26 protein-coding genes and 3 pseudogenes are annotated in these 19379 nt (G+C 57.7%); 16 read left to right on the top strand and 13 right to left on the bottom strand.

The genetic code is table 11. The features are described 5' to 3' along the window. Window positions 1–434: 434 nt before the first annotated feature. Entirely contained in the window at window positions 435–809 is a 375-nt protein-coding gene (locus NKJ57_RS03945) for a VanZ family protein (RefSeq protein ID WP_023709574.1), read from the top strand. Between the two features lie 660 nt (window positions 810–1469). Here NKJ57_RS03945 and NKJ57_RS03950 read toward each other — a convergent pair. Next, complete coding sequence (locus NKJ57_RS03950) at window positions 1470–1742, bottom strand: hypothetical protein (RefSeq protein ID WP_023741386.1); 273 nt, start codon at window positions 1740–1742, stop codon at window positions 1470–1472. 59 nt (window positions 1743–1801) lie between these two features. On the opposite strand from NKJ57_RS03950, the gene NKJ57_RS03955 reads away from it, so the two are divergent. Together NKJ57_RS03955 and NKJ57_RS03960 are read left to right on the top strand one after the other, a co-directional pair. After that, window positions 1802–1918: a glycosyl hydrolase 108 family protein gene (locus tag NKJ57_RS03955; RefSeq protein WP_245260116.1), complete on the top strand. Its 117-nt coding sequence runs from the start codon at window positions 1802–1804 to the stop codon at window positions 1916–1918. A 781-nt stretch (window positions 1919–2699) separates the two neighbouring features. Further along, complete coding sequence (locus tag NKJ57_RS03960) at window positions 2700–3455, top strand: Crp/Fnr family transcriptional regulator (protein WP_023741384.1); 756 nt, start codon at window positions 2700–2702, stop codon at window positions 3453–3455. 256 nt (window positions 3456–3711) lie between these two features. On the opposite strand, the gene NKJ57_RS03965 is transcribed toward NKJ57_RS03960, so the two are convergent. The 3 genes from NKJ57_RS03965 to NKJ57_RS03975 all read right to left on the bottom strand — a co-directional run bounded on the left by NKJ57_RS03965 (window position 3712) and on the right by NKJ57_RS03975 (window position 4427). After that, complete coding sequence (locus NKJ57_RS03965) at window positions 3712–3939, bottom strand: KTSC domain-containing protein (RefSeq protein WP_352510544.1); 228 nt, start codon at window positions 3937–3939, stop codon at window positions 3712–3714. A gap of 42 nt (window positions 3940–3981) precedes the next feature. Then, on the bottom strand, window positions 3982–4128 hold the full coding sequence (locus NKJ57_RS03970; RefSeq protein ID WP_023740336.1) for a hypothetical protein: 147 nt from the start codon (window positions 4126–4128) through the stop codon (window positions 3982–3984). A gap of 110 nt (window positions 4129–4238) precedes the next feature. Then, the gene (locus NKJ57_RS03975) at window positions 4239–4427 is read right to left on the bottom strand and encodes a DUF3606 domain-containing protein (protein WP_023708231.1); all 189 of its coding nucleotides are present in this window, start codon (window positions 4425–4427) and stop codon (window positions 4239–4241) included. Between the two features lie 124 nt (window positions 4428–4551). Between NKJ57_RS03975 and NKJ57_RS03980 the strand changes: the two are divergent. Further along, window positions 4552–5417 (top strand): annotated as a pseudogene (locus NKJ57_RS03980) (ATP-dependent DNA ligase). Window positions 5418–5873: 456 nt separating this feature from the next. Beyond that, window positions 5874–6179: a hypothetical protein gene (locus NKJ57_RS03985; RefSeq protein ID WP_023740338.1), complete on the top strand. Its 306-nt coding sequence runs from the start codon at window positions 5874–5876 to the stop codon at window positions 6177–6179. A gap of 166 nt (window positions 6180–6345) precedes the next feature. Here the strand turns inward: NKJ57_RS03985 and NKJ57_RS03990 are convergent, their stop codons facing one another. From NKJ57_RS03990 to NKJ57_RS04005, 4 genes are all read right to left on the bottom strand, one after another. Beyond that, the gene (locus NKJ57_RS03990) at window positions 6346–6729 is read right to left on the bottom strand and encodes a hypothetical protein (RefSeq protein ID WP_023740339.1); all 384 of its coding nucleotides are present in this window, start codon (window positions 6727–6729) and stop codon (window positions 6346–6348) included. 730 nt (window positions 6730–7459) lie between these two features. Then, window positions 7460–7708, bottom strand: a complete 249-nt coding sequence (locus NKJ57_RS03995) for a hypothetical protein (RefSeq protein ID WP_023740341.1) — start codon at window positions 7706–7708, stop codon at window positions 7460–7462. Window positions 7709–7950: 242 nt separating this feature from the next. Further along, entirely contained in the window at window positions 7951–8484 is a 534-nt protein-coding gene (locus NKJ57_RS04000) for a J domain-containing protein (RefSeq protein WP_023740342.1), read from the bottom strand. Between the two features lie 284 nt (window positions 8485–8768). Beyond that, window positions 8769–8993, bottom strand: coding sequence for a hypothetical protein (locus NKJ57_RS04005; protein WP_023740343.1), 225 nt, complete (start codon window positions 8991–8993; stop codon window positions 8769–8771). 66 nt (window positions 8994–9059) lie between these two features. Here NKJ57_RS04005 and NKJ57_RS04010 point away from each other — a divergent pair. Then, window positions 9060–9928, top strand: a pseudogene (locus NKJ57_RS04010) (ATP-dependent DNA ligase). Between the two features lie 954 nt (window positions 9929–10882). Here NKJ57_RS04010 and NKJ57_RS04015 read toward each other — a convergent pair. From NKJ57_RS04015 to NKJ57_RS04025, 3 genes are all read right to left on the bottom strand, one after another. Further along, complete coding sequence (locus NKJ57_RS04015) at window positions 10883–11176, bottom strand: helix-turn-helix domain-containing protein (protein ID WP_084014416.1); 294 nt, start codon at window positions 11174–11176, stop codon at window positions 10883–10885. A 54-nt stretch (window positions 11177–11230) separates the two neighbouring features. Beyond that, window positions 11231–11410 (bottom strand): hypothetical protein, encoded by a 180-nt coding sequence (locus NKJ57_RS04020; RefSeq protein WP_023748974.1) that lies wholly within the window; start codon window positions 11408–11410, stop codon window positions 11231–11233. Window positions 11411–11570: 160 nt separating this feature from the next. Further along, entirely contained in the window at window positions 11571–11774 is a 204-nt protein-coding gene (locus NKJ57_RS04025) for a CsbD family protein (protein WP_023673385.1), read from the bottom strand. A gap of 102 nt (window positions 11775–11876) precedes the next feature. Here NKJ57_RS04025 and NKJ57_RS04030 point away from each other — a divergent pair, with 102 nt between their 5' ends. Next, window positions 11877–12056 carry a hypothetical protein gene (locus NKJ57_RS04030; RefSeq protein ID WP_156932489.1) on the top strand — a complete coding sequence of 60 codons (180 nt, stop codon included), beginning with the start codon at window positions 11877–11879 and terminating at the stop codon, window positions 12054–12056. Between the two features lie 209 nt (window positions 12057–12265). On the opposite strand, the gene NKJ57_RS30855 is transcribed toward NKJ57_RS04030, so the two are convergent. Next, window positions 12266–12493, bottom strand: a complete 228-nt coding sequence (locus NKJ57_RS30855) for a DUF6894 family protein (RefSeq protein WP_502899966.1) — start codon at window positions 12491–12493, stop codon at window positions 12266–12268. 312 nt (window positions 12494–12805) lie between these two features. Between NKJ57_RS30855 and NKJ57_RS04035 the strand changes: the two are divergent. From NKJ57_RS04035 to NKJ57_RS04065, 7 genes and pseudogenes are all read left to right on the top strand, one after another. Next, window positions 12806–13163, top strand: a pseudogene (locus NKJ57_RS04035) (low affinity iron permease family protein). A gap of 182 nt (window positions 13164–13345) precedes the next feature. Next, window positions 13346–13903 (top strand): hypothetical protein, encoded by a 558-nt coding sequence (locus NKJ57_RS04040; RefSeq protein WP_352510545.1) that lies wholly within the window; start codon window positions 13346–13348, stop codon window positions 13901–13903. 17 nt (window positions 13904–13920) lie between these two features. Continuing rightward, window positions 13921–14331 carry a phage holin family protein gene (locus tag NKJ57_RS04045; RefSeq protein WP_352510546.1) on the top strand — a complete coding sequence of 137 codons (411 nt, stop codon included), beginning with the start codon at window positions 13921–13923 and terminating at the stop codon, window positions 14329–14331. A 4-nt stretch (window positions 14332–14335) separates the two neighbouring features. After that, window positions 14336–14971, top strand: coding sequence for a hypothetical protein (locus NKJ57_RS04050; RefSeq protein WP_352510547.1), 636 nt, complete (start codon window positions 14336–14338; stop codon window positions 14969–14971). 32 nt (window positions 14972–15003) lie between these two features. Next, entirely contained in the window at window positions 15004–15402 is a 399-nt protein-coding gene (locus tag NKJ57_RS04055) for a hypothetical protein (protein WP_352510548.1), read from the top strand. A gap of 284 nt (window positions 15403–15686) precedes the next feature. Continuing rightward, window positions 15687–16181: a YidB family protein gene (locus NKJ57_RS04060; RefSeq protein ID WP_023705658.1), complete on the top strand. Its 495-nt coding sequence runs from the start codon at window positions 15687–15689 to the stop codon at window positions 16179–16181. A 55-nt stretch (window positions 16182–16236) separates the two neighbouring features. Continuing rightward, the gene (locus tag NKJ57_RS04065; RefSeq protein WP_352510549.1) at window positions 16237–16632 is read left to right on the top strand and encodes a DUF4112 domain-containing protein; all 396 of its coding nucleotides are present in this window, start codon (window positions 16237–16239) and stop codon (window positions 16630–16632) included. Between the two features lie 67 nt (window positions 16633–16699). On the opposite strand, the gene NKJ57_RS04070 is transcribed toward NKJ57_RS04065, so the two are convergent. Then, window positions 16700–16951: a GlsB/YeaQ/YmgE family stress response membrane protein gene (locus tag NKJ57_RS04070; protein ID WP_023740256.1), complete on the bottom strand. Its 252-nt coding sequence runs from the start codon at window positions 16949–16951 to the stop codon at window positions 16700–16702. A 198-nt stretch (window positions 16952–17149) separates the two neighbouring features. Here NKJ57_RS04070 and NKJ57_RS04075 point away from each other — a divergent pair, with 198 nt between their 5' ends. Further along, window positions 17150–17626 carry a YciE/YciF ferroxidase family protein gene (locus NKJ57_RS04075; protein WP_352510550.1) on the top strand — a complete coding sequence of 159 codons (477 nt, stop codon included), beginning with the start codon at window positions 17150–17152 and terminating at the stop codon, window positions 17624–17626. Between the two features lie 312 nt (window positions 17627–17938). Continuing rightward, window positions 17939–19294, top strand: coding sequence for a sensor histidine kinase (locus tag NKJ57_RS04080; RefSeq protein ID WP_352510551.1), 1356 nt, complete (start codon window positions 17939–17941; stop codon window positions 19292–19294). The last annotated feature ends 85 nt before the right edge of the window (window positions 19295–19379 follow it).

Here is a 19379-nt window from a genome sequence, read left to right on the forward strand (position 1 = left end):
GATCACCGAGGCAGGGATGACCAGACTAAATAACGGTTTCGTCTGTTAGCCGCGACGCGGGCGATAATTGAATTCAGAAGGGCGTCGGCCGGGCTGCACAGCCGGGCCAAGGCTGGAAAGAGTTCCGCTCCCGCCCAGCCGTGCCCGGCATGATACGCATCGCACCTGGGCGCAAGCGGTACCAACGGCTCGCCTATTCCGCCGCGCCTTTTCGGCAGGAATCCCTCGGCCTCATCACAATGGAGGGCGACATTCGCAGCGCCCTATGGAACCATCCAGAGTGACATAGGCTGTTTCATGGAACTTACTGATGAGATCAGGAGGCCTGTTAAGCATGCCAGTTGTTCGCGCTCTTAGCTCAGATGCAGGTTTGACCCTGCCCAGTGCGTCGGTCGGGGAAGCGAGAACTAGGAACCGGGAGTGCTACGAATAGATTGCCGCAGTCGAGCTTCTATCAGAGCATGGCAAGGGCTGCCTTTCTCTCCACGTTGGCAGTCGTCCTGTTGCTCGCCCTATTGCCAGACCACCTGCTGCACGCCCTCGGATTGGCCTTTACGTCTCATCACGACAAGCTCAACCACGCCGCTGCGTTCGCCACCTTGTCGGCTTTGGGTAGCCTCGGCTGGCCCCAACAGGTGGTCCGGCTGGCGGTTCTACTTGCTTTAACGGGCGCAGCGATCGAAATCCTTCAATGCGTCACAGGGCGTGACATGAGCGTCTTCGACTGGTTTGCCGACTGCGCCGGAATGGCATACGGGCTGAGAACCATGAGCTGGCTAAAGGAGATTCTAGGGGAACCGGTTATTTGATCGCCACAGGCTCCGCCTTACCGCCGCCGTCTTGGCCCACTTGCCAGCCTCACGCCCGGGGCCGCCCTCGAACCCTCGCTATTTTCAATTTCCGACGCAAAGGCCGACACCAAGGCGAATGGGTTTCAGGGCCGCTCACCATTTAGACTTAGGTCCGATTCTTTCGAGCAAATGGCCGAACCCGGAAACATTTCTCCTTGTACTTTGTTGCAGTGGCCGTGCCGCTGAGGAGAACATGCACAGTGCCTCTATCAAATGAACTGCGCGACGTACCTTTAGAATTCCAATGCCCCTCCTGTTCACGCCCTATGGTGAGAAGGGGATCCTGGCTGAAAACGATTGCCGGTTTCAAATGCGATAGCTGCAGGTCCAGAGTGCGGCTCGGCTACGAAGAGAAGCTGGCCATATTCGACCGGCACCTTAAGCGAGGCGCGCCGGATCTGGGCCGACGACCAATGGAGTGCGATCCCGGCAACGGTTCCTGAGTGTGTGTCGGCAATTCAAGCTCCAACTGCTTGCGGTCTGCCGCAAGTCCAAGCTTTCATCTGGTCGCAAGGTCAGGAGGCTCTTTCGTCCATACGGAACCGATGATGGCGAGAGGTTTCGATGCGCTCGGAGCACCGAGCAGGTCGACACGTTTCTGGTAGCGACCACCAATCTCTAGCTGACCGCTTCCACGTTCTGACGAGGTGCGAGCAACTTGGTCTTCAATAGCCTTTTTCGAGCCAGCATGCTCGCCGCCTCTGCGATACGGTCTCCGTAAGCATCGGCGACGAATGATAGCGTCGACAGGTCGATAATGAGGTCGTCGATCGCGCCCGCCAAGACACTGGACCCGCGCCCAAATTGATGCACCAGCGCCCGCACTTCCTTAAGTGCCGTCGAGGCTTCACCCGCATCCAGCAGCGCCTCGATGTCATCGAAAACCTGCATCCCGACCCTCCCGCTTTAAAACGGTGGCAATTTCGCGCGAAAAGAAAGCGCCTGCCAAGGTGCTCACGCGCGAAGGCGGCTATTCAGACAACAAGAAAGACCCTGGTGGCCCAACGATGAAGGGCGTCCATGGAGGGCGTTCAGCGAGACGCAACCGAGATCCGGCGCGACATTAAACGACAGCGATGCTTGAGCCGCGCTCTCTTACGAGCAATCCGAGCAGCGCCCAGCCGCCAGCCGATCGAAGATGTACGCCAAGACCGACAAGCTGGTGCAGCGTTTTGCCAAGGCTGAAGACGCGGTGAAATCCTTCAGCGAAGACATGACCGGGGTGAGGCGGCCACTGCCGAGGTGACCCTGTGGAAGTTGATGGGCCTCGGCGCATTCGGCTCACTGCATCGCAGCGGCGGCGCTCGCGTCGCTAGTTACGCCCTATTGGTCTATCTGGCGCGTGCTGCGTGGCGGATCACGAGTTCTATCCGTGCTGCTAAGTCAGCAGAATTCCACACCACCTCCGGATAGGCCGTATAGATCAGGTAACCGCACATTCTTGAGCACATTGTACGATTGTTACGCAAAGCAGCGGCCGCATCGACTCTCATCATCTTGGAACTACATTGCCACAATGGCTCAGCTCTTCGAATCCGCCCCAGTGAACGCTTCATATCAGCTGATCGTGGACCACTATGAGACAGCGGTTTCACTCCAGGAGCGCATTGTCACTCGCGTTCGACAACGCGGTTTGTCAACGAAAAGTGATGACGAATTCCTGGAGCATCTGAATGCCGTCTTAGCGCGGGCGCGCCAAAGGTTGGCTCGGGCCGATCAATGCAATTAAATTAAGAATGGGACATCCGCGGTCCGCAGGCATAGAGTGTGCCATCGACGGCAACTCCAAGGGCGTCCGTCGGCTGTGAGCGATCAACATGCTTCCGCCCCCAATAGGGAGAGGGAGCTATGACAGACTCCAGTTCACAAACTCACACTGCCGCGCAACGCGACACCGGCCAAAATTCGATCTATCGCAATTCGCTGCTGCTTCGAATGTGCTCGGCAGATTTGGCATTGCTGCAACCTCATTTCGAAAGCGTCTCCCTTGGGCTGAAGACGCATCTCGAAGTGGCGGGGTCACCAATCAGCACCGTGTACTTCTTCGAGAGCGGTCTCGGGTCAGTGGTGGGCGAGCTGCGGCCTGGTATCGAAGCTGAGATCGGAATCATTGGTTGTGAGGGCATGACCGGCTCAGCGCTCGTCATGGGCGATGACCGATCAACGCACGATTGCTACGTGCAATTAGAAGCCCGAGCCTTTGGTATAGACGCGGGCCTCTTCAGCAAGGCGCTTTTGACAAGCCCAACCCTGCGAACTTTTCTGCTCCGCTACGTTCACTACTTTCACCTCCAGGCAAGCTTCACCGCTCTCGGCAATGCCCGGATGAACATCGTCGACAGGCTCTCAAGATGGCTGGTGATGTGTGATGATCGCGTCGACGGGAACCGCTTTGCGATTACGCACGAGTTCTTGTCAGTCATGCTGGGTGTCAGGCGGCCCGGCGTCACCATAGCGCTGCAAACCTTGGAGGGCCAAGGTCTGATACGATCGATGCGAGGAGAGGTCGTCATCCTTGATCGCGCGCGTCTAATTGCGCTGGCTGATGGGTCCTATGGCAGGGCTGAAGCCGAATACGCTCGGCTAGTCGGCAAACTGCATTGACGGCAGACGCCGCGCCCGTGCACAGTGCCCCTGAAACAGAGCCCGCCGGCTGAGCCACGGGTGTTTTTGCGTCAGGCGGGAACATTCCCGCTCTGAGGCTGTTTGGCCACTGCTGGCTCGTTCTTCAGCGGTCCGTGCCGGTGACCAAGATGTCCTCTCCACTCGTCATGGTCGGCCCGCGCAGCCTCCGAAGCAGGCGCGGGCCATCCCTGCAGCGTCGCCAGACGTCAGCGGGCTTTTTATCATTCGCCGTTTATCATGGAAGATTTGCAAGTTCGCGCCTGCCTGGCGCGAGCCGGAATGCATAACGGTTCCGGATGTGGCTGTTAGAATAGACGCCCTTGGCAAAGGCAGCTTTGAACGCGGCAAACGCCTCAGCAGGTACGTCCAAAAACTCGTATTTCTTCCCGCTCGCTACAAACCAAACCGAGAGAACCCTGGTGTTCGGGTCATAGTCGAACTTGCGTATCGAGGTCGACGGCATGGTATGCCATTCAAAAACTCAGTAGCCGAGTTGGATCGCCACCTACAGGCTGAAACTGTATTCGAATATGTGGCCGCGCTTTTCGTCGGCAACCCTGATCCAGATGGGCTCGCTGGTGCGCAGAGTGACGTCGCGCTCTGTCGCTTCCCGCGCCGCCCTGATCGGCGTGACCTGGCGAAAATCGCGCATATCAATCTGTTGCCCGCAAACAGGGCAAGGGAGGAAATGCGCGAGTTCGCTCGCGGGCGGGCCTTCATGTCGGTGCCCGATTAGTGGTCTGCCGAGATCAGACAGCTTGGTCATTGTTTCCGCAGCGCCTTGGCTACCCGCTCCAAAGTCTCGCGTTGGTTGCCGTGCTTCGCGATCAGCTCTTTGACCTGCTGGGGTGTGATGCCGGTCTTTGTTGCGAAATATTCAACTTCATAATCCTCATCGGCCGAGACACGGTCCCGATCACGAAAATCCCGCTTGCTCTTGTCGTCGGCCATATCGATTCCTCCTTCGCTCATCCCGCAACGCCGAGTTGACGTGTTTGTTGCACCCAAGAGGCTGATTCCGGTTTCGGAACTATTTTAGCTTCATCTTATTGAATCGCCGGAGGGTGGTCAGTACATGCGTTTGAAGTTCATCGAGCCGTTGATGCCGACCCTTGTGGAGAAGCCTCCCGAGGGTGAAGGCTGGACCCACGAAGTCAAGTTCGACGGCTACCGATCGCAGATGATCATTGATGAAGTCGGCACGCGCATTTATACGCGCAATGGCCACGACTGGACGGCAAAATATCGCGACATGGTGAGAGAGGCCAAGCGCCTTGGTGCCGAAAGCGCCATTGTCGACGGCGAGATCGTCGTTCTGAACGACAAGGGCCTTTCGGACTTCGCAGCGCTGCGCAGAGCTATCACCCGCCGGCAGCACGACTTGTATTTTGTTGCCTTTGATCTGCTTCACCTTAACGGCCATGATCTGCGAGACATGGCGCTGGAGGAGCGGCGCGAGATCCTGTCCAGCATGATCGGGCCCGGCGGGCATATTCAGTTCAGCGAGCCCTTGCCGGGGGAAGCCAAGGCCATCTTTCACTTGCTCGACCAGGCCGGACATGAAGGCATGGTGTCGAAGCGGAAGGGCAGCAAATACCGAAGCGGTCCGTCGACCAACTGGCTGAAGGCCAAGTGCTATGCGATCGACGATTCGATCTGCTCGGCGTCGAGCGTGAAGCTGGCAAGCCGGCTTTCGCTCTCATGGCCGAGCGGGGCACAGGGCGCTATGTCGGCAGCGCGTTCGTCACCTTGAACCGGGAAATGCGCGAGAGGCTATGGAAACGCGTCCGGGAGCACCCAGGCACGGCGCCCAAGGGCATCATGAAGCGGCCAGCGACGCAATGGATCAAGCCAGGGCTGATCGGTCGTGTGAAGCACCTGCGCGGCGAGGATGACCTGCGGCATGCATCGCTGCAGGACTTCCGCGAGGAGAACAAATAGCAGCTCCACAACTGGTCATCGCTTTTGCGAGAGGCGCGCATCCTAACGCCGCAAAGGCGGAGCTGAACGCGATACCGCAGGAACTCGCCTCACGCTTGTCAACGGTTAACACGGCTAAGAACGCCTAACACAATTCACTTCGTCACTGTCATTGCCAAGAATAGGTATGGAGTTTTTAGACATTCATTCATCTATTCGTGCTTCTAATGAGCTATGTCTTTCAGCATCTTCACCCGGATCCGGTTTGGAGGATGTCGTGGTCACGATCATAATTAATGCCGACAGCGGAGGTTTCCGCATGGCACATCTTACGGCCGATACGCGTATCTGATCGCGTTCCCGTTTTTCGATCAATACCCAATCAATCACTCAACGACCACACCGTCCCGCTGGTTGCGAGCTAAAACACCGCCGGCCTTGGTTTGAAAAATGGGCTGACAGCCTTGGAGGCGCATTATGACAAAGATCTTTGATATCCTGGTGGGAAGCATGGCCATTGGAGCCGTTCTCGCAAATCTTTGCATGCCGGCGAACGCCGCAGTTGGCGACGACGGAACCACTGCACCCATTGGCACGAGCGGTGCCACTGTCGGAACCGAGTCCCCCGACAATCCGACCAATACGGATCTGACTCGCATTGTCGACGCTATGTCGAGCGCCGAAATCACTCGGTTCAAGAAGCGCTGCATCGACGTGATCGAGAGCCGGGGCGCTTATGATCGTGACCTGCGCCAGCTCTGCCTGCTGATCTGGCGCCACTAACCAATCGTTCGCAAGTGCCGGAGCTGTCGACATGACACTCTCCAGTTCCGACACTGGAGGCCCGCCCACCGAAAGGTTGGCGGGCTTTTAGATAGCGGCCCTTACCCTACGGTTGGGTAAGTGTTTCCGCCCGATTACCGCGCCGCATCCCGCTCCATCGCGATCTTCACTGCACTTCCCAATCAATCCCACCGTCTGAGTCCGAATGCTTGGCCCTGAAGGTTTCAAGATAGTCGACTATTTGAGGGTCGTTCGGGTCCAATGCTTGCCAATGTGGATCATCGTCGACGTTGGCCAGATCGAGAAATTCGGTGATGTCCACCCCGCCATTGAGGGCGGCAACGCCAGAGTTCAAAACCAAATATCTCAGGTTGAAGTCAACGCGAAAATCGGGTGACCGGAAGAACTTGGCCCTGCCGCAATTCGCGAAGGGCCGGGCTCGGAAGTGGTCCATCAGGCGCTGCTTTTCAGCAATACCTTCAGTCACTGAAAGCACGTATATTTCCGGCCGTGACAGGCTTTCGTTGATCGGGCCGGCCGGCTTTCTCATGGCGCCCCAGAGATGAGGCAAGCCAATCGCAGAGAAGAAATCCTGGCCGATCGGCTCGCCGGGCCAAAATTTGGCGTTGTATGGTCGAACGACAACACGATCGCGCCGAGTGCCGCAACAAACGGTCGCAGGATTTCCTGGAAATCGAGTTGATATTCCGCGACTTCGATGGGGCCCGTAAGGTAGTCTTTGACGCATGCGAATACACGCTCTCAAGCAAGTGATCGAAGCGCCGCAGATAAACACCACTTCACCTCGGCGCCAACATCCAACAGGCCTTCGAAAAAGGTTGGATGAGCGCTTGCTCGAGAAAATTCTCGCCTGACATTAGTGCGGTTTCTAAATGCTTTAGATCCATCGCGGCCTCCCTTCCGGCGAAGGGATTTATTCACTCTTTTTTTGCAAAGGAGGTTCAAAGGTACGGTTTCGTACAGGGGAGGCCCCGGCCTAATCGGCCAACATTGAGCGTGGTCGGCGCTGTCGGGGGCAACGTTACAGTTGGGTGACGTGACGGTGCCGACCACACTGGAGAGTGGCATTAACCACACCCCGATCCTACCCGCAGAATGACAGCGCAGCAATTAAGCCTGATGGTCTAATCCGCGCTGCAACCATAACCCGATTTAAACTCGGTCCCTTCCCGAGTGCCCGTATGAGTTTGAGCTGTGAAGCACCTGCGCGGCGAGGAGGACCTCCGCCACGCCTCACTGCAGGACTTCCGCGAGGAGAACTAGCCCGGAGGCTTCTCCCGCGGCTGTGCCGGTCCTGTCATGTTCGGCTGGATGAATGGCGCCCTCTTGCCGGTAATGGTCTGAACCGACTTCAACAGCGGTCGATGGACCTCACGTAGAGCTTGGTAGTGCTCGCTGTGATACGCCAGGAGCGGCCCGACGATGCTCTTGTGCAGCGCTTCGGCTGCCGCGATGAAGCGCTCGATTTCAGCCCGGGAAAGCTGTTCGGAAGGTTTGGTTCTGGCCATTGGCGATCTCCGCTTGAGGGGGTCGCCGCAACGAGGACTACAATCCTACATGCCGGACTGCCTCACAATAGGGCTCGCTGGCCTACTTCGAGGGAAGCGATAGGACCAGCGTCAGCATGATCCTCATTGCCCCCGTCCGCAAGCGGCCACCGAAGACCCTATTTCCTCAGCCTATCTGGTCTCGGCAAAATGACGCGCGAGGCTCCCCTGGAGCCTTGCGGAATCTTGGGCAGATACCCTCTCTATTCTCTACTCAGGAGCCGAATGCTGGTATCGCGACGCAGTTCGGAATCGGCGCGATCGACGCCTTCAACCGTGATCGCGATTGTCCCGTTCTCAATTCTTGCAATCCATCCCTTTGCCTTCATGTACCAGAGATGAAACTCCAGATGCTCTGGTGGACAGCCTAACAACCGTTCGATTTCGACGTCGCCAATGCCCGGATTGCCGACATCCTGGCGGCGCTTCACATAGAGCAGCGAAAGCAGTTTGGCCTGGACCAAAGCATCCTTCTCGACCCCTTTGGGGTCGCTTGCCTCCTCGACCAATTTAAGCCGCTCACCGGCATGCTCTCGATAGGAGATATCGTACTGGGCGCGCTTAACGGGATCCCTCAAGACGTTGTGTGCTTCTACTATTTCGCTGAAGCGGGCTTCGTTTCCAGTTTGCTGATTGTCGGGATGATAGCGCATCGCAAAGTAGCGGAATATTCGCTCAAGTGTCTCCGAGTTGGCGTTTGGGCTGATCTCCAAGAGTTCGTAGTAATCGACGAACAATGCGCTGCTCCCTCAAACATCGCTCGACAGCCGCGAGGGCCGACCGCCTACATGGCAATGCAGTGCCCTCACTCGTCGAGTTCATATACGGACAATACATTGCGCCCGGGGTCAAGATGAGCGGGAGCTAATGGACGTCAGCCAAGGCGGCTCCCGCGCGGGGTGCAACGAAAATGGCCGGCGCCGCAGTGGGAGATTGCCTGATCAGCGCCGGCCGGAGTTAGGGGTGGAACTCAATGCCGAAGCCGCCTGCGCAGCCAAGGTTGGGGTTTGACCGCGCCGTCCTATAATGGGGCAGCGCGGTCAGGCGGTTTCGTCATCACGCGCAATTGCATCTGGTCGATCGTTGCGACGATGGCAGCCGCCAGCGCTTCCGCCTCATCCATGAGCCCCGGCCCATAGAGACCGTTCACCGCTTCCTCGCTCGGCAGCACGCCGGGCGGGCAGTGGTCCTCGATTGTGCGCCGGATGAGCGTCAACGCTGCTCGGCATTCGTCGGCTTCATGCATTTGAGCTAAAATGTTCCGGAACCGATTTCGGGCTCGCGGCTTGAATCGCCGGGTGTGGGTCAGTGCATGCGTTTGAAGTTCATTGAGCCTTTGATGCCGACCTTGGTGGAGAAGCCTCCCGAGGGCGATGGATGGACTCACGAGGTGAAGGCTACCGTTCCCAGATGATCATCGACGAGGACGGGACGCGGATCTACACCCGTCGCGGGCTCGACTGGACAACCAAATACCGCGACATCGTGGCGGCAAGCGCAGAGCTCGGCGCCGAGAGCGCAATCATAGACGGTGAGATCGTCGTGTTGAACGATGCCGGCCTGTCGGACTTCGGCGAACTGCACAAGGCGATCACGCGGCGGCAGCACGACCTCTATTTCGTTGCCTTCGATCTCCTCTATTTGAACGGTCACGATCTGCGGGAAATGGACCTCGAAGACCGTCGCGAAATCCTGGAAGGCCTCATCTTCCCTGATGACCGCATCCAGTTCAGCCAAGCGCTGCCCGGAGATGCTAAAGCCATATTCCACCTGATCGACGAGGCGGGCATAGAAGGCATGGTGTCGAAGCGACGTGACAGCAAATACCGCAGCGGCCGGTCGACAGCCTGGCTGAAGATCAAAAGCTACATGGTGGAGGAATATGATTTGCTAGGCGTCGAGCGGGAACCCGGCAAGCCGGCCTTTGCGTTGATGGCCGATCGGAAAACCGGGCAGTATGTCGGCTCAGCGTTCATCAACTCCAGCCAGGCAATCCGCGAACGGCTATGGAAGCGCGTCCAGGAGCACGCTGGGCCGGCGCCGAAGGGCATGAAGCGGCCGGCGACACAGTGGGTTAAGCTCGGCATCATCGGCCGCGTGAAGCACTTGCGTGGTGAGGAAGATTTGCGGCACGCTTCTCTGCAAGATTTTCGAGAGGACGACACAGATGGCGGTGGCTAAGAAGGATCAGGAGCGTGCCACCTATGCGTGGATGTACGGTGCTCAAGCGCAGAAGGACGGCACGGAGCGCGCCGCCCCGCCTTACTGGCAGGAGCATGCCGACGCCTGGCTACAAGGCTTAACGGTGTGCCGATGGCCGGTTTGGGCAAGAGCAAGACGGTCAGCGACGAGATGGAAGCCGAGGTCGACGAAGCCGCCGTCGAGCGCCCCGACGAATAGCCATTTTCGTTTTTGATTGAAGAAAGGGTTTCGTAGGGCCCATAAAGATTGCGTTTACCATTGCCTTTTGGGGGGATGCGATGGTTGCAACGCCCCTAGATATCGCTCAAGCGGCCACTGCGACTACGGCCACCTTGCTGAAGTGGCAGAAGGAACGGATCCGTCTGAATCTCGACAAGTTCGTGCGGCTTTAATTTTATCGGTCGCGCGGCTTTGCCGGTTCTGTCACCATTCCACTGGATGAACTGTGCCTTCTGGCCGGTGATACGAGCCCTTGAGCTACGGCTGAGTCTGGTGAGGCCACTGCGACTAACCGGGATCGAGGGCCAACGAACAGCTTGCCTGCCCTCCTCAGCATTTGGACTTAGGTCTGATCCCTCCGCGTAAATGGCCGAGCCGCGAAACATTTCACCTTCTACTTTGTTGCATTGGCCGTGCCGCTTAGGAGAACATACACAGTGCCTCTATCAAATGAACTGCGCGACGTACCTATAGAATTCCAATGTCCCTCCTGTTCGTGCCCAATGGTGAGAAGGGGATCCTGGCTGAAAACGATTGCCGGTTTCAACTGCGATAGCTGCAGGTCCAGAGTGCGGATCGGCTACGAAGAGAAGCTGGCCATATTCGACCGGCACCTTAGAAAGGTGAGCGCAGCACAAATTCAGTGAACAACCGCCCTTGTTAGCGGCCGCTTTAGAGATCGGGTTGCAGAGGAGGGTACACGGGCTTTTCTCCTTATCCTTTTTTCTCCCTGCGGCGCCACTGTCTATTATCGGTGGCGAGGCTGCTATCACCTTCTGAGCGGGCTAACGATGGAGTGCCTTCGACTGTGAAGATGATTCCGGCGTCTTCAAACGCTTTGCGGACGGCCGCGATGTTGTGGGGACGCGGTCTCCTGAAGCCGTTCTCAAGATCGCTGATCACCATTTCGCTAAGATTGGCCTTTGCGGCTAGTCGCACACGCGACCAGTTCAGTAGGGCTCGTGCTGCTCTGGATTGATCTGCTGAGAGTACGGTTCGGCTGTCCATAAACAGTCGAACATTCAATATCGCTAAAATGTTCCTCTTGACCTTCTGCGATTTCTAACGGCGTGAGGCCGGCCTCTCGGGTAACGCGGCGGGGCTTTCCAATAACTTTGCGGAACGCTGATCGTCACGCCGCAACGTCTTCTTTTTCGGCTTGGTCTTCTCAACCAGATCTGGCCTTTTCGCTATCAGGTAGTCAGCCTTGTTCGTTCGATAGTCTTCTTTGTGGATGGACATTTCTACAATCTCCATTGTGGAGATCAACGCGGCCGGAAGCCGACACGTTCCCAAAAATCGCTTGTTCAAGGCCGAGCCGAACGGCGCACGGATGCCAAAAACGCGAAAAGGGCGCGGTTCGTGACGCGCCCTTTATTTGAACAGGCTCAACTGTCGTATCCTACGAGTCTTGTCGGCCATACCAGTCGTCGACGTCTCGCCGCACGCGATCCTTCTCAATGCCGTAGCGCTCCTGGATCGTACCTTCGAGCTGATCGCGGTTGCCGGCTATGCGGTCGAGATCATCATCAGTGAGCTTGCCCCACTGCTCCTTGACCTTGCCTTTGAATTGCTTCCAATTTCCTTCGACGCGGTTCCAGTCCATGATGGCGATCTCCTTTCGTTGTCCTTTCGAATAACGGTCGTAGTGGCCATCAGGTTCCGCTGCAGGTAAGCGCGCTTGCTGGTGATCTAGCAATGGAACTTAATGCCCGTCGACCGCTTGTGTGCGCCGGCCTTTTCAGTTTGGAACACAGCGTTGGGTGCAATGGAACAGCTTCGCAGCCAGATGCAGGTATTCGCCGATCCGGGCCTGTGGGTCGCCTTGGCGGCACTGCTGATCCCTTATGGGATCGGTGTCGCACTGCTTCTGCGGGTAGCCGGTTGACGGACCTGCCAGCTCTCGCGTTAAGATGAGCGGATTCCAATAGAAGGCGCCTTAACCTGCGGCTGGGGGTCTTCGCGTTCGGCCATCTGTTCCAAGAGCTTCCGTGACGCAGCCAGGACGCGGCGTGTCTCGTCGATGGTCGTACGTAGGGAGTTGAGTTCGCCAACCGCCCGGCGTTGGTTCCGGCGAGCGCTTTCGAGGTACGTTCGTCAGGCTTCCAACCGTCTGTCATCGGAATGTGCAGCCCGCGTCACGTCACACGTGACTTTCACCTCAAACAGCGAAATGTTGGTGCCGTCATGAACTTGGAAGGCGACTTGGCGGAATGTGCCGCCCGGCACCTGGTCTTTCACTATTTCAAACAACGCCCTTGCCGCCTCATCTTCAGCGGCGGCCGAGTTTGCAAGCTCGGTGCCTTCGGTATCCCGGTAGGGGATAGTTTTCGGTTAGATCGAAGAAGAAGCGGGCCATGGTGCCCTAACAGCGAAGCTTTGAAAAGGTTTCCTCGATCCCGAATCACAGCGGCCAGGTGACGGCCACGGCGCACAAGGGCATTATGAAGCGGCCGGCGACGCAATGTGTCAAGCCGGGCCTGATCGGTCGCGTGAAGCACCTGCGCGCCGAGGCTGACCTGCGGCACGCATCGCTGCAGGATTTCGCAAAGAGGAATAGCGGATCGCATTGCAATGCCTCATTGTGAAAGGCGCCGATTGCTGTAGGCGGCAGACCTTCTCACAAAAGGTGAGTTAATGAATCGATTGTTGTTTTCAGCCGCCGATTTCCTTTCGCGGCCGCCAGGCTTCTACGTGATGCTAGTTGTGATGGCCATATGCACGCTGCTGGTGCCGTTTGGCCTAACGAACGCGGTCACCTAATGCTTTGTCTGTCGCTGCAATCATCATCACTGGGGTCGTACTGATCCAGGGCTATCGCGACACTGCAGCAATTCACGCCAAACTGGACGAGATCATTGTGGCTCTAAACGAGACCCGGAATGACGTTGTCGGTTTGGAACACGAGGATCCCGAGACGATCAAGACAAGGCTTGGCAAGCTTGAGAAGGAGGCCTCAACCCGTCCTTCATCCAGACGCAAAAAACGAGAATGAGTCCCATCGGCGCGCGAGGTGACCCGATCGCCTCCAGCGACTTGGCCGATCGACAGCCCGCGCAACAACACGCCGGACATCATCGAAAACATGGGTTTAGGGCCAACCGACCCTTCTGCTCTGTTCCGGCAGCAGGCCAAATCGCGGCAGGAAAATTCGCTCGGGGTAGGAACAGGTTGCCATTGGCCGAGTTCACTTCACAACAACAGGAGTGGAAAACCGTGAACACGTCAATCAGCAACGACCCCACTGGATCATCGAGCGACCTGAACTGGCTACACCCTAACGATGCCGAGGTGGCCGACAGCAGCAAGGAAGCGCTCGGCAAACTAAAGTCGAGCGCTGCCGAAACCGCAGGGCATCTCAAAACCGCTGCCGCTTCGGTGACGACTGACGCGAAAAATTATGCCGGTTCGGTTGCGTCGGATGCTGCAGGCGCCTTCAAGGAAGCGGTGGAGTTGAACAAGACCGCCGGCGCCGACGCGATCGCCAACATTGCCCATTCCGTGAAGGAGGCGGCTGATGGAATCGAGAAGCAATCTCCGCAGGTTGCAGGCATGGTTCGGAGCGCGGCCGAAGGTGTCGAACGGATTTCGTCGGATATCAGGGACCGCAACGTGGGTGAACTGCTCGACTCAGTCACGAGATTCGCCCAGCGCCAACCGGCGGCCTTTTTCGGCGTAGGCATCCTGGCCGGCGTTGTGCTGACCCGGATCATGCGAAGCTCCGATCGGTCCTGACACGAAGAGCGTTCCAAATGGATGATGGTTCCAATCTCCGACCCTTGGGAAGCGTTTTCAGCGAAGGGTATAGCCATCTCGCTTCGCTGATGCGCCTCGATCTTCGTCTTCTCCAAGCCGAGATGAAGGTTAAGACGTCTACGATCGTCTCGTCAGGCGCGTGCGGCATCGCCGCACTGGTGCTCTTTGTCTTGGCTGCATTCGCCATGGTCCAGTTCCTGATCCTCGCTATGATCCACTTTGGTGTCGATCCGATGGTAGCTTGCCTAATCGTCGCAGCACTTCTGGGGGTAGGCGGCGTGCTGTTTCTCTATCTTGCGAAGCGAGCGCTCGCGGGATGGACCATCACACCTGTCGAAACCGTCAACCAGGTGCGCACTGACATCGCGGCATTGAAACAGGGGATGCGTTTTGGCTCAACCCAGTGAAGAGATGCGCGAGATCATGCTGAAAAGCCGCACAGAGCGGCAGGCTTTGTTTGAACCTGTCAGCGAGATAAGCCGGCGCCTGCAGCCCCGAAATCTGGTCGATGCGTCCGCCCGGTACGCGAAGCAGAAGGTGGCGAGGGCGCTAGGCGGTGTGTCGGACGCCGTCAAGAATAATGGCGGCACTGCTGCCGCGGTCGCACTGGGTGCAGTTGCGGTATTTGACGCCGGCAGGCGTAGCACGCATGGCCCGGCAGGCGCCGACGATATAGCTGTAGATAAGGTCGCCGGCGCCTCGCATTCCGACGCCGCGTCAATTCGTTATGAAGCCCATCCGCGCAAGGCGATCACAAACCTGTTTCGGGCCAAGGTGCTCGCTGGATCTGCGGGTGGCCTGCTGCTCGGCCACATAATCGGTAAGGCGTTTGAGCCCACAGCGAAGGAGCGCACCCTATTCGGCAAGGCTGGAGCTGAAGTTCAGGATGCGACGGATGCATTTATCGCCGAGCATGCACGCGGTGCGAAATTGGCCGCCGCGCAGGCCTTCGGGTTTGCCAGATATGCCGCTGCGTTCTTGGCCGTACTGGCCGCAGCTAGCGACTATCTCGTCCGCGCGGATGAGCACGAGCAGCGAAAGCACTGAGAGTGCGAAACTGAGCGTCAAAGGTATCCCCCATGCATATCGTCGGAATCAACATTGGACAGGCGGCCGCGCCTTCCGGCCTGCCTCTTGTTAGAGTGGTGTTTGAGGGCCGGGGGGGTGAATCTATCGCGGTCGAAATGGCGCGAGGCGACGACGCCGACGGCGCGCTGGGGGCAATCGACCGTGCAAAAGCCCTGCTTGTTCAGACCGCGACCTTCGAAATGCCTGTCGATAGAATTGGCGGTTTCAATAGGACACCGGAATCCGGCAATGTCCGCGGCCGGCAGAGCAATGTCTATACGTTCGAATATCGCGACGGCGACCAATCTCGCCAGGTTCCGCCTGCCGTGATGCCAAGTTTTGAGGCTGCTCGCGCCGAGGCGATCCGTTGCGCGATCGACTCGATCTGCAACCCGGCGACGACGATTTGACTGGATGGCTGGTACGGATGCGCGATCAGGCAGGCAACGAGCTTTGCACGATCGACGTCGCCGAGGCCGAAGCCGCCCGGCAGGCCAACGACAACACGCCGCTTTAGGCAAATGGTAATTGCGGGACAGGGGAGTTCGTGACCGCAGCTCGCTGCCTGTTCCACGGTCCTAGGCGAAGCCACCGCTCACGTCGGTGTCGATACGCCAGCCCTTATTCAATTAGACCGTCGCCGTCGGAACTTTTGTGATGTTGAGCCCTTGTCCATTGAACAGTGGAGGTACCAATGGCTAACCTGGGAAAATTGGCGATCGCGATGCTCGGCGTCTTGGCATACCAAAATCGCGACAAGATCGGCGACATGATCCGTGGAGCGGGTGATCGCAACCCAAATGATCCGCAAGGCGGGATTCTGGATCAGCTTTCAAAAGGCGTTTCGGGGGCCGCGCTTGGCGATATTCTCGACCGGTTCAGAGGGGCAGGCGCCGGATCGAAGGTCGATTCGTGGGTAGGCACCGGGCCGAACGAGCCGATCCAGCCAAGCGAGGTGGAAGCAGCCATAGACGAAGACACCCTGACTTCCCTCTCGATGCAGACCGGCCTTTCGCGCGAGGAGCTCATAAGCCGGATCACGCGAGATTTGCCTGAGGCCGTCAGCAAAATGACGCCTACTGGTGAATTGCCCGTTGAGGCGCCGAAAAGCTCCGGTGAGACGACCTTGCTCGACGACGTGCCATCGCACAGGACGCAAGCGAATTCAGGCGGTCAAAGCGATATCTAAGGTGACGGCTATCCATCAGGGAGAGATACTAAATCGTACTGGCGCGCGAGTTGGCATGATCGGGCAGGGCGGTCACGGTGGTGATACAGCAAACGTACTTGCCGAGTTGGATCTATTGGCCGCGCTACTCGATTCCCGCTGGCGCATTCCAGGCACATCAATTCGTTTTGGACTGGATGCGCTCGTAGGTCTGGTCCCCGTACTCGGAGATGCGGCGACGGGCATTGTCTCGGCCTACATCGTCTTGCGAGCTCGAAACGTCGGTGCCGGAAACGGCTTGGTCGCCCGCATGCTAGGCAACGTGCTGCTGGACACGCTCGTAGGAAGTGTCCCAATTCTCGGCTCGATCTTCGACGTGTATTTCAAAGCTAACAATCGCAACATCAGACTGCTGCGCCGTCACCTCAACAAAGTAATCCGGACAGGGCCCGCTTACCTCCGCTGTGAATAGCAGGCGCGTGATCCTTCGATCACGCGCCTGCATATTCGAGGATGTGTGCAAGGTCGATTTTTGAGGCTCAGCGTTTAATCATTCGCGCCACGGCAATCAAAATACACGCGCCGATGAAGCCTGCGACAAGATAGCCGAGCCAGCCGGCCAGCGATACGCCCAGCAGCCCGAGAAGGACATTGGCGACGATTGCGCCGACGATCCCCAAAATGATGTTCATAAGCACGCCCATGTTGCTTTTCATGAACATCTCGGCAAGCCAGCCGGCGATACCGCCGATGACGATCGCTGCTATCCAACCCACACCTGGATTTTCCATATTTTCCCCTTTTCCTTGAACCTTAGTTGGTTCGGCCGGAGAACGTGCCAAACGCCAATAAAGTTCCGGGATGTAGGGGTGTTCCATCGTTCCCCGCTCATACCGGATATCTCAGTCTGAAGTCCGCCCCACCTGAAGGAACCATTCGCCTCGCTCCCACTTTCTCCCGAAGCCAATTCGGGCGAACGGAGCATCACGATGAAAACGCTAGCCGAAATTTTTGAACATACCCTCCAGGACATCTACTATGCGGAGAACGCGATTACGAAGGCGCTACCCAAAGTAGCTGCCGCCGCGAACGACGCCAAGCTGACGAAGGCGGCCGAGGATCACCTCGCTGAGACAAAGGGGCAGATCAAGAAGCTGGAGCAGGTGTTCAAGTCTATCGGCAAGAAGGCCGTCGGCGAGAAGTGCGACGCCATTGAGGGGCTCATCAAGGAAGCCGACGGACTGATGGAGGAAGCGTCAGGTACAGCCCTCGATGCGGGCCTGCTGGCCGCCTGCCAGGCCGTCGAGCACTACGAGATTTCCCGGTACGGCTCTCTGCGGGAATGGGCAAAGGAACTGGGGCATGACGAGGCGCATAAGCTGCTCAGCGAGATCCTCGACGAGGAGAAGGCCACCAACAACAAGCTGACGAACCTTGCGATAACATCGATCAACAGGACAAACTGATCACTCGACTTTTGATGTCGCCTGCGGGCATCCATCTGGGCCACTGGGTCGGGAGATGGACGTTCTGGTACTCTGGTCACGGCGCGGAAGTGATGGTCCCTAGAGCAAAGGCCCTCGGTGCAGCACCGGTGGCCTTGTACTCTGACTGAACTGCTACCAGTCACGATCATCGGCGCTAACTCGACCTGATTACCTTCTTGGTTGGTCGATCACGTCGCAAGGGCAAAGCTAAGAGGCTAGTTTTGCACGCGGGGCTTATTAGCTCTCGATACTTGATGGCGCACTCGCCCAAAATCGGGCAGGAATGCGCCGATGCAATTCTCCAACCGAAAAATTGTCCGATTCACTTCCGCCTCCCTGCTAATAGGGTTTGCGGCGCTTATGGCCATTGTCGCCACCAACTTCTGGCTGGGGCAGCGGGCTCAATCCTATTTCGACAATGCGATTGAAGCGCGCGATATACGAGTCGCTGCTGTCGAGTTGAGAAATGCAATGCAGACGGCCGAGGCGAGCGAGCGCGGCTTTGTCATCACCGGGAACGAAATCTATTTGGGGCCATATGAAACCGCCAAGGCTGGGGCACAGCGCCACATGCAAGCGCTGCAGACCTTGCTGACGTCCTATCTCGATTCGAAGCCTACACTGGAAAGGCTTTCCGCAATCATTGCCGCCAAGTTTGGTGAGCTGGACCAGACAATCGCTCTCAAGCGAGATCACCGCGACGCCGAGATATTGGCGATATTCCGCACGAACAAAGGCAAGGCTTTGACTGACGAAGCCAATGTGTTCTTTTCGGGTATCATTGTAAAAGCAGATAACCGGCTTACCTCCGGTGTCGTCGAACAACGAGCTAACAGCGCGTGGCTGCGGCTCGTTTCGGCAATCGGCGGATTTGTCATCATCGCTGTGGTTGGCGGAGCAGCCTATGGTGCTGCTCGCTACACCAGGGAACTTCGCGATACCCACGACGAGGTCAATGCGCTTAATGACAAACTGGAGCAACGTGTCGCCACCCGCACCGAGGACCTGGCAAAGGAGCGCGATCGAGCCGAAGTGCTTTTGTCAGAGGTCAATCACAGGGTCGCCAACAGCCTGGCTCTTGTGTCGTCTCTGGTGAAACTGCAGGCGAAGGCTGTCGGAGATCTCGCGTCCAAGGAAGCGCTGGCCGAAACCCAGGACCGCATCTTTGCCATCTCGCTGGTGCACAGGCGGCTGTATGGCTCGGCCAACGCTCGCTCGGTTGACCTGGACGAATATCTGACCGGCCTGCTCGATCATCTGCAAACGTCGATGCGCAGCCAGGTTCACGGTGTCAGCCTGTCTTACAAGATCGAACCAATCGACCTCGAAACGGACATCAGCATCAATTTGGGCGTTGTGGTCACCGAACTGGTCACCAACGCTTTCAAGTATGCCTATCCGGATGGTGTCGGAGAAATCCGCGTCCGGCTAAGCAGGCTGCCAGGTGGCCAGGCGGAGCTGGTGGTCGAAGACGACGGTGTTGGAAAGGCAGACGGCGCACCTGCCAAAGGCACCGGCGTTGGCAGCAGAATCATCAATGCGATGTGCATCAGCCTCGGCTCCAAATTGGACTACCGGGACATCCAGCCCGGAACGGCCGCCCATTTGGTGTTTTCGACAGAACCACGGCGCGCTACTGCTGGATAGTAGACCCGTTCATCGCAAGGTGAAATGACTGCAGCGGCATCACCAGCGTTGGCGCGTTCACCGCCAAAGGGTGATGTCGAGGGGG

This window comes from Mesorhizobium sp. M0077, assembly GCF_040322955.1.
GTDB lineage: Bacteria > Pseudomonadota > Alphaproteobacteria > Rhizobiales > Rhizobiaceae > Mesorhizobium.

What these genes read in the sequence shown, in the direction of transcription:
- NKJ57_RS03950 (WP_023741386.1), bottom strand. Translation starts at nt 1,742, where the DNA reads ATGCAGGTTTTCGATGACATCGAGGCGCTGCTGGATGCGGGTGAAGCC.
- NKJ57_RS03960 (WP_023741384.1), top strand. Translation starts at nt 2,700, where the DNA reads ATGACAGACTCCAGTTCACAAACTCACACTGCCGCGCAACGCGACACC.
- NKJ57_RS03965 (WP_352510544.1), bottom strand. Translation starts at nt 3,939, where the DNA reads ATGCCGTCGACCTCGATACGCAAGTTCGACTATGACCCGAACACCAGG.
- NKJ57_RS03970 (WP_023740336.1), bottom strand. Translation starts at nt 4,128, where the DNA reads ATGCGCGATTTTCGCCAGGTCACGCCGATCAGGGCGGCGCGGGAAGCG.
- NKJ57_RS03975 (WP_023708231.1), bottom strand. Translation starts at nt 4,427, where the DNA reads ATGGCCGACGACAAGAGCAAGCGGGATTTTCGTGATCGGGACCGTGTC.
- NKJ57_RS03985 (WP_023740338.1), top strand. Translation starts at nt 5,874, where the DNA reads ATGACAAAGATCTTTGATATCCTGGTGGGAAGCATGGCCATTGGAGCC.
- NKJ57_RS03990 (WP_023740339.1), bottom strand. Translation starts at nt 6,729, where the DNA reads ATGAGAAAGCCGGCCGGCCCGATCAACGAAAGCCTGTCACGGCCGGAA.
- NKJ57_RS03995 (WP_023740341.1), bottom strand. Translation starts at nt 7,708, where the DNA reads ATGGCCAGAACCAAACCTTCCGAACAGCTTTCCCGGGCTGAAATCGAG.
- NKJ57_RS04005 (WP_023740343.1), bottom strand. Translation starts at nt 8,993, where the DNA reads ATGCATGAAGCCGACGAATGCCGAGCAGCGTTGACGCTCATCCGGCGC.
- NKJ57_RS04015 (WP_084014416.1), bottom strand. Translation starts at nt 11,176, where the DNA reads ATGGACAGCCGAACCGTACTCTCAGCAGATCAATCCAGAGCAGCACGA.
- NKJ57_RS04020 (WP_023748974.1), bottom strand. Translation starts at nt 11,410, where the DNA reads ATGTCCATCCACAAAGAAGACTATCGAACGAACAAGGCTGACTACCTG.
- NKJ57_RS04025 (WP_023673385.1), bottom strand. Translation starts at nt 11,774, where the DNA reads ATGGACTGGAACCGCGTCGAAGGAAATTGGAAGCAATTCAAAGGCAAG.
- NKJ57_RS04030 (WP_156932489.1), top strand. Translation starts at nt 11,877, where the DNA reads ATGCCCGTCGACCGCTTGTGTGCGCCGGCCTTTTCAGTTTGGAACACA.
- NKJ57_RS04045 (WP_352510546.1), top strand. Translation starts at nt 13,921, where the DNA reads ATGGATGATGGTTCCAATCTCCGACCCTTGGGAAGCGTTTTCAGCGAA.
- NKJ57_RS04050 (WP_352510547.1), top strand. Translation starts at nt 14,336, where the DNA reads ATGCGCGAGATCATGCTGAAAAGCCGCACAGAGCGGCAGGCTTTGTTT.
- NKJ57_RS04055 (WP_352510548.1), top strand. Translation starts at nt 15,004, where the DNA reads ATGCATATCGTCGGAATCAACATTGGACAGGCGGCCGCGCCTTCCGGC.
- NKJ57_RS04060 (WP_023705658.1), top strand. Translation starts at nt 15,687, where the DNA reads ATGGCTAACCTGGGAAAATTGGCGATCGCGATGCTCGGCGTCTTGGCA.
- NKJ57_RS04065 (WP_352510549.1), top strand. Translation starts at nt 16,237, where the DNA reads ATGATCGGGCAGGGCGGTCACGGTGGTGATACAGCAAACGTACTTGCC.
- NKJ57_RS04070 (WP_023740256.1), bottom strand. Translation starts at nt 16,951, where the DNA reads ATGGAAAATCCAGGTGTGGGTTGGATAGCAGCGATCGTCATCGGCGGT.
- NKJ57_RS04075 (WP_352510550.1), top strand. Translation starts at nt 17,150, where the DNA reads ATGAAAACGCTAGCCGAAATTTTTGAACATACCCTCCAGGACATCTAC.
- NKJ57_RS04080 (WP_352510551.1), top strand. Translation starts at nt 17,939, where the DNA reads ATGCAATTCTCCAACCGAAAAATTGTCCGATTCACTTCCGCCTCCCTG.